The organism is Streptomyces sp. XY431, from assembly GCF_001279805.1.
GTDB lineage: Bacteria > Actinomycetota > Actinomycetes > Streptomycetales > Streptomycetaceae > Kitasatospora > Kitasatospora purpeofusca.
Window position 1 is genome coordinate 1 of the sequence record NZ_LGDO01000159.1, and the last position, 7,153, is coordinate 7,153.

At 70.8% G+C, this 7,153-nt stretch carries 6 protein-coding genes; 3 read left to right on the top strand and 3 right to left on the bottom strand.

The annotated features are described in order from the left end of the window. On the top strand, positions 1 to 528 hold a 528-nt coding region (locus ADK60_RS18200; protein WP_159400481.1), incomplete at its 5' end, for an HAD-IC family P-type ATPase. 108 nt (positions 529 to 636) lie between these two features. Here ADK60_RS18200 and ADK60_RS18205 read toward each other — a convergent pair. The 3 genes from ADK60_RS18205 to recD2 form a co-directional block, all read right to left on the bottom strand. Continuing rightward, on the bottom strand, positions 637 to 1,356 hold the full coding sequence (locus tag ADK60_RS18205; RefSeq protein WP_053647287.1) for an SDR family NAD(P)-dependent oxidoreductase: 720 nt from the start codon (positions 1,354 to 1,356) through the stop codon (positions 637 to 639). 519 nt (positions 1,357 to 1,875) lie between these two features. Continuing rightward, positions 1,876 to 3,165 carry a citrate synthase gene (locus ADK60_RS18210; RefSeq protein ID WP_045944906.1) on the bottom strand — a complete coding sequence of 430 codons (1,290 nt, stop codon included), beginning with the start codon at positions 3,163 to 3,165 and terminating at the stop codon, positions 1,876 to 1,878. Positions 3,166 to 3,389: 224 nt separating this feature from the next. Beyond that, on the bottom strand, positions 3,390 to 5,642 hold the full coding sequence (gene recD2, locus ADK60_RS18215) for an SF1B family DNA helicase RecD2 (protein ID WP_502687431.1): 2,253 nt from the start codon (positions 5,640 to 5,642) through the stop codon (positions 3,390 to 3,392). A 133-nt stretch (positions 5,643 to 5,775) separates the two neighbouring features. Here recD2 and ADK60_RS18220 point away from each other — a divergent pair, with 133 nt between their 5' ends. Together ADK60_RS18220 and ADK60_RS18225 are read left to right on the top strand one after the other, a co-directional pair. Next, entirely contained in the window at positions 5,776 to 6,561 is a 786-nt protein-coding gene (locus ADK60_RS18220; RefSeq protein ID WP_053647290.1) for a VOC family protein, read from the top strand. Between the two features lie 30 nt (positions 6,562 to 6,591). Further along, positions 6,592 to 7,044: a GNAT family N-acetyltransferase gene (locus ADK60_RS18225; RefSeq protein WP_045944909.1), complete on the top strand. Its 453-nt coding sequence runs from the start codon at positions 6,592 to 6,594 to the stop codon at positions 7,042 to 7,044. The last annotated feature ends 109 nt before the right edge of the window (positions 7,045 to 7,153 follow it).

Here is a 7,153-nt window from a genome sequence, read left to right on the forward strand (position 1 = left end):
ACCAGCGCCCGGGCCGTCGCCGAACTGCGCGCCCTCGGACTGCGACCGGTCCTGCTCACCGGCGACAACCGCGCCGTCGCCGAGGCCGTCGCCACCGAGATCGGCATCCCCGCCGAGGACGTCCACGCCGAGGTGCTGCCCGAGGACAAGGTCGCCACCGTGGAGATCCTCCAGGCCGAGGGCCGGATCGTCGCCATGGTCGGCGACGGTGTCAACGACGCCGCCGCCCTCGCCCAGGCCGACCTCGGCCTCGCCATGGGCACCGGCACCGACGCCGCCATCGAGGCGAGCGACCTCACCCTGGTCCGCGGCGACCTGCGCTCCGCCGCCGACGCCATCCGCCTCTCCCGCAAGACCCTCGGCACCATCAAGGGCAACCTCTTCTGGGCCTTCGGCTACAACGTCGCCGCGATACCCCTGGCCGCCGCCGGACTCCTCAACCCGATGATCGCCGGCGCCACGATGGCCTTCTCCTCGGTCTTCGTGCTCACCAACAGCCTCCGGCTGCGCACCTTCCAGGCCGGCTAGGGCCCCGGGGCCCGGCAGCGCCCAGGAAGAGGCCCAGGAAAAGGCCCAGGAAGCGCCGAGGGGCCCGTACCGCGTCTGCGGTACGGGCCCCTCGGCCGTTCACAGCCCTCAGCGGCCGAGCAGCTCGCCGCCGTTGCAGTGCAGGATCTCCCCGGTGATGAACCCGGCCTCCGGCGAGGCCAGGAACTGCACCGCCGCCGCCACCTCGCCGGTCTCCCCGATCCGCCCGAGCAGGGTGCGGGCCGCCCGGCGGGAGACCTCGGCCTCGTCCAGCCTCGGCCCGAAGAACTCGGTGCCCGCCACCGTGCCCGGGGCGACGATGTTGGCCGTGATGCCCGAGGTGCCGAGCTGGGCGGCCAGGAAGTTGTTCCAGGCGTGCAGCGAGGCCTTCGCTGCCCCGTACGAGCCCGCCCCGCGCAGCGCCGCGATCGAGCTGATGGTGACCACCCGGCCGGAGCCGGGGGTCAGCCGGTCCCGGATCGACTCGGTGAGCAGCACCACGGTCAGCACATTGCGCTCGAAGTCACCCCGCCAGCGGGCCAGCAGGGCGTGCGGCCCGGCACCGATCACGGTCTCCCGGCTGCCGGCGTTGTTCACCAGCACGTCGATCCGCTCGGGCAGTTCGGCGAGCGCGGCCTCCACGGCGTCCGGATCGGCGAGGTCGCAGACCAGTGGGGTCACGTTCGGCCCGAAGGTGGCGGCGGCCTCCTCCAGCACCGCACGCCGCCGACCGACGATCACGACCCGTTCGCCGGCCTCGGCGAACCGCCGCGCCACCTCGTACCCGATCCCCGTGCCACCGCCGGTGACAACCACGTTCCTGGTCATCTGCGCACTCCCTCCCCAGCTCCGCCGCCACGCTGCGAGGTGCGGGGCGGTCCGTACCGGAATGCCACGATTCCTATCACGCTCGGTTGCCGTGACTGCGGGGAGGGTGACGTCGCCGCCGCCGCAAGGTGTGGTATGGAGCCGGTACTGCACGCACACGGAGCGTGGCGAGAGGCAGCTCACACCCCCCGGGCGTAACTTCTCGCACGCTGATACGTCTTAGGTTGGTAGTGCGGCAGTTTTTCCGGTGGGCGAAGACGTGGCGAACGGCATGACGTCGACGCGTGGCCACCACTGTCGCCGACGGGGCTCCGGCGGGCCCCGGGTCGGTCGCCGAGGTTGGCGGCCTTCGCGCACGACGCCGGGGTGTGGCGGGGCCGGGGACGCTTTGAGCGGCCGTCCCGGGCCCACAGCCGCCCCCGGAGTCGTGCGCCGGACATGGAGGAGCAACGACCGAGGGCCCGGCCGCAGAAGTGCGGCCGGGCCCTCGTGGCACGGTGTCAGGGCGTGCGCTTGGCGTCAGCGGGCGTCGATCCCGACGTAGTCGCGGATCTCGACGCCGGTGTAGATCTGGCGCGGACGGCCGATCCGGCTGGTCGGGTCGTTGATCATCTCGTGCCAGTGGGCGATCCAGCCCGGCAGCCGGCCGAGGGCGAACAGCACGGTGAACATGCTGGTCGGGAAGCCCATGGCGCGGTAGATCAGACCGGTGTAGAAGTCGACGTTCGGGTAGAGCTTGCGCGAGACGAAGAAGTCGTCCTTGAGCGCGTGCTCCTCCAGCTTGAGCGCGATCTCCAGCAGCTCGTCCGACTTGCCGAGCTGGCCGAGCACCTCGTGGGCGAGCAGCTTGACCTGCGCGGCGCGCGGGTCGAAGGCCTTGTACACGCGGTGGCCGAAGCCCATCAGCTTGACGCCGGACTCGCGGTTCTTGACCTTGGTGATGAAGGCGTCGACGTCGCCGCCGTCCTTCTGGATGCTCTCCAGCATCTCCAGCACGGCCTGGTTGGCGCCGCCGTGAAGCGGGCCCCACAGCGCCGAGATGCCCGCCGAGATCGAGGCGAACAGGTTGGCGTGGCTGGAGCCGACCAGACGCACGGTGGAGGTCGAGCAGTTCTGCTCGTGGTCCGCGTGCAGGATCAGCAGCTTGTCCAGCGCGTTGACGATGACCGGGTTGAGCTCGTAGTCCTCGGCCGGGACCGCGAAGGTCATCCGCAGGAGGTTCTCGACGTAGCTCAGGTCGTTGCGCGGGTAGACGAAGGGCTGGCCCATCGCCTTCTTGTACGCGTACGCCGCGATGGTCGGGAGCTTCGCCAGCAGGCGGACCGTCGACAGGTGGCGCTGGGCCGCGTCGAACGGGTTGTGGCTCTCCGGGTAGAACGTCGACAGCGCGCCGACCACCGAGGACAGCATGGCCATCGGGTGGGCGTCCCGCGGGAAGCCCTGGAAGAAGCGCTTGACGTCCTCGTGCAGCAGGGTGTGCTGGGTGATCTCGCGGTTGAACGCCTCCAGCTGGCCCGCGTTCGGCAGCTCGCCGTTGATCAGCAGGTAGGCGGTCTCGATGAAGTCACCCTTGGCGGCGAGCTGCTCGATCGGGTAACCGCGGTACCGCAGGATGCCGTTGTCACCGTCCACGAAAGTGATCGCGGACTTGTAGGCGGCGGTGTTGCCGAAGCCGTTGTCCAGGGTGACCAGGCCGGTCTGCGGGAGCAGCTTCGAGATGTCGAAGCCGGCGTTGCCCGCAGTGCTCTCGACGACGGGGTACTCGTACTCGCCGTCCTGGTACCGCAGTACTACCGAGTTGTCGCTCACGTCTTCCTCACCGACGAAATGAATCCTCTTCCAAGGTGCCCTGACTGTCTCTACCATCCCCCATCCGGCGGACAGCCGCGCACCCGGGGTGACCCGAAAGGGCCCGCCCCTACAAAACCTGCCGCCGCAGCCGGTACGAACCGGACAAGATCGGCACCCCACCAGGCTCTGCCGTAAATCTCTTCACGTCAAGAGAACAATAGAGGCAAGCATCCCTTGGAGAATCATCCAGACGCCAACCGGTGGTCGAGCGCGGCATGCCTCCGACCTGCACTGACACTGCGAACCGCCTGGGCGATCGCTTTCCGTGACCCCACCAGCACAACCAGTTTTCGGGCCCTGGTCACCGCGGTGTAGAGCAGATTTCGCTGAAGCATCGTCCACGCGGACATGGTGACCGGAATCACCACCACCGGATACTCGCTCCCCTGCGACCGGTGGATGGTCACCGCGTAGGCGTGCGCGAGCTCGTCCAACTCGTCGAAGTCGTACGGCACCTCCTCGTCCTCGTCCGTCAGCACCGTCAGCCGCTGGTCGTCCACGCTGAGGGCCGTCACCACTCCCACTGTGCCGTTGAAGACCCCGTTCCGCCCCTTGTCGTAGTTGTTGCGGATCTGCGTGACCTTGTCGCCCACCCGGAACGTCCGCCCGCCGAACCGCCGCTCCGCCAGCCCCTCCCGGGCCGGCGTCACCGCCGCCTGGAGCAGCGTGTTGAGGTTCCCCGCACCCGCCGGGCCCCGGTGCATCGGCGCCAGCACCTGGACGTCCCGCCGGGCGTCGTAGCCGAACTTCTGCGGGATCCGCCGCGCCACCACGTCCACCGTCAGACCCGCCGCCAGCTCCGCGTCCTCCTCCGCGAACAGGAAGAAGTCCGGCAGCCCCTCGGTCTGCGGCGGCAGCCCCTCGTTGATCCGGTGCGCGTTGGTCACCACCCCCGACTGCTGCGCCTGCCGGAAGATCCTGGTCAGCCGCACCGAGGGAATCGGCCCGCCCTCCGCGAGCAGGTCCCGCAGCACCTCCCCGGCACCCACCGAGGGCAGCTGGTCCACATCCCCCACGAACAGCAGGTGCGCGCCCGGGGCCACCGCCTTGACCAGCTTGTTCGCCAGGATCAGATCCAGCATCGACGCCTCGTCCACCACCACCAGGTCCGCGTCCAGCGGCCGGTCCCGGTCGTACGCGGCGTCCCCGCCCGGCCGCAGCTCCAGCAGCCGGTGCACGGTCGAGGCCTCCACCCCGGTCAGCTCCGCCAGCCGCTTCGCCGCCCGCCCGGTCGGCGCCGCCAGCACCACCTTGGCCCGCTTCGCCAGCGCCAGGGTCACGATCGACTTCACCGTGAACGACTTGCCGCAACCGGGACCGCCGGTCAGCACCGCGACCCGCTCGGTCAGGGCCAACCGCACCGACTGCTCCTGCTCCGGCGCCAGCTCCGCCCCCGTCCGCCGCGCCAGCCAGCCCAGCGCCGCCGGCCAGTCCACGTCCCCGAACCACGGCATCCGGTCGGTGTCCGCCCGCAGCAGCCGCAACAGCTGATTGGCCAGGGAGATCTCCGCCCGGTGGAACGGCACCAGGTACACCGCCGTGATCGGCTCCCCCGCCGCCCCCGGCACCTGCTCGCGCACCACCCCCTCGGCGGCCACCAGCTCCGCCAGGCAGTCGATCACCAGCCCCACGTCCACCTGGAGCAGCTTCACCCCGTCGGCGATCAGCCGCTCCTCCGGCAGGTAGCAGTGCCCCTGGTCGCTGCTCTGGGACAGCGCGTACTGCAGGCCCGCCTTCACCCGCTCCGGGCTGTCGTGCGGGATGCCCACGGCCTGCGCGATCCGGTCCGCGGTGAGGAAGCCGATGCCCCAGACGTCCGAGGCCAGCCGGTACGGCTCGTTCTTCACGACCCCGATCGAGCCGTCCCCGTACTGTTTGTAGATCCGTACAGCCAGCGAGGTCGAGACCCCGACCCCCTGCAGGAAGACCATCACCTCCTTGATGGCCTTCTGCTCCTCCCACGCGGCCGCGATCTTCTTCGTCCGCTTCGGCCCGAGCCCCGGCACCTCGATCAGCCGGCCCGGCTCGTGCTCGATCACCTCCAGGGTGTCCACCCCGAACCGCTCCACGATCCGCTCGGCGAACCGGGGCCCGATCCCCTTGATCAGCCCCGACCCCAGATAGCGCTGGATACCCTGCACCGTCGCCGGCAGTACCGTCGTGTAGTTCTCCACCACGAACTGCTTGCCGTACTGCGGATGCGACCCCCAGCGCCCGTGCAGCCGCAGCGACTCCCCCGGCTGGGCGCCGAGCAGCGCGCCGACCACCGTCAGCAGATCGTTGCCGCCCCGCCCGGTGTCGACCCGCGCCACGGTGTAGCCGGTCTCCTCGTTGGCGTAGGTGATCCGCTCCAGCACACCCTCGACCTGGGCGAGTTGCCGCGGCACCGCCTGGTCGTTGCCGGTTCCGGTGCGCGCCGCTGTCTGCCTGGCCACCGGGCCTCCTGTCACCGTGCGGAACAACTTCCGCTACGCACCGTACCGTCCGGGTGCGACATCCCGGGCGGCAGTGCCAGGCTGGGGGCAAGCAGGGAGGGGCCCAGGTCCGACGTCGAAGGAGCGGAACACCGTGCTCACCACCGCCTTCCGGCCGGGTGCCCCCAACTGGCTCGACCTCGCGAGCCCGGACACCCCGGCCTCGGTCTCCTTCTACACCGGACTGTTCGGCTGGACCTCCGCCACCGGCCCCGGTGCCGCCCGGCACAGCCTCTTCCGCCAGGACGGCCGGACGGTCGCCGCGCTCGGCCCCGTCACCTCCGCCGGCGACCGCGCCGCCTGGACCGTCCACTTCCGCACCCTCGACTCCGACCGCACCGCGGCCCTGGTCCGCGAGGCCGGCGGCCGGGTCCGCTTCGGCCCCTTCGACGTCCTCACCAGCGGCCGCACCACCGGCTGCACCGACCCGACCGGCGCCGACTTCGCGGTCTGGCAGCCGCACGCCGTCCGCGGCCTGGACACCGTCACCGAACCCGGCAGCCTCTGCTGGACGGAGTGCTTCAGCATCGACGCCGAGGCCGCCAAGACCTTCTACCGCGCGGTGTTCGGCTGGCAGGAACAGGACGTCCCGCTCGGCCTCGACCTGTACACGGTGCTCACCCCGCCCGGCGGCGGGACGGCGGACGCGCACGGCGGGATCTGCCCGATCCCGCCCGGGGACACCGCCGCCGGCATCTCCTCGCACTGGCTCCCGTCCTTCGAGGTGCCCGACGTCGACGCCACCGTCGCCACCGCCGAACAGCTCGGCGCCACCGTCCGGCTCCCCGCCGAGGACGTCCACGGCGTCGGCCGCCAGGCCCGGCTCGTCGACCCGCACGGCGCGGCCTTCGCCGTCATCACCAGCGCCCCGCCCGGCTGATGACGGAAACCGCCCTTCTAGGGTGTGAGCATGAACGATCTGACGATCCGCCGGGCGACCGGCGACGACCTGCCGGCCATTGTCGCGATGCTCGCCGACGACCCCCTGGGCGCGACCCGCGAGAGCCCCGACGATCTCACCCCCTACCGGACCGCGTTCGACCGCATGGATGCCGACCCGCACCAGCACCTCGTCGTCGCCGAACGCGCCGGCCGGACGGTCGGCACCCTGCAGCTGACCGTCGTCCCCGGCCTCTCCCGGAAGGGCGCCACCCGGACCGTCATCGAGGGAGTGCGCGTACACGGCGACGAACGCGGCAGCGGCCTGGGCACCGAACTGATCCAGTGGGCGATCGAGCGCTCCCGCGAACTCGACGCCCAGCTCGTCCAGCTGACCTCCGACATCACCCGCACCGACGCGCACCGCTTCTACGAACGCCTCGGCTTCGTCCCCTCCCACCTGGGCTTCAAGCTCGCGCTCTGACGGAATTCGGGCACAACGCAAAGAACCCCCGCCGGTTTCCCGACGGGGGTTCTTCACAATGATTGTTCGGCGGCGTCCTACTCTCCCACAGGGTCCCCCCTGCAGTACC

Excerpts from the sequence above, each read along its gene's own strand:
- ADK60_RS18205 (WP_053647287.1), bottom strand. The coding sequence starts at position 1,356 with ATGACCAGGAACGTGGTTGTCACCGGCGGTGGCACGGGGATCGGGTAC.
- ADK60_RS18225 (WP_045944909.1), top strand. The coding sequence starts at position 6,592 with ATGAACGATCTGACGATCCGCCGGGCGACCGGCGACGACCTGCCGGCC.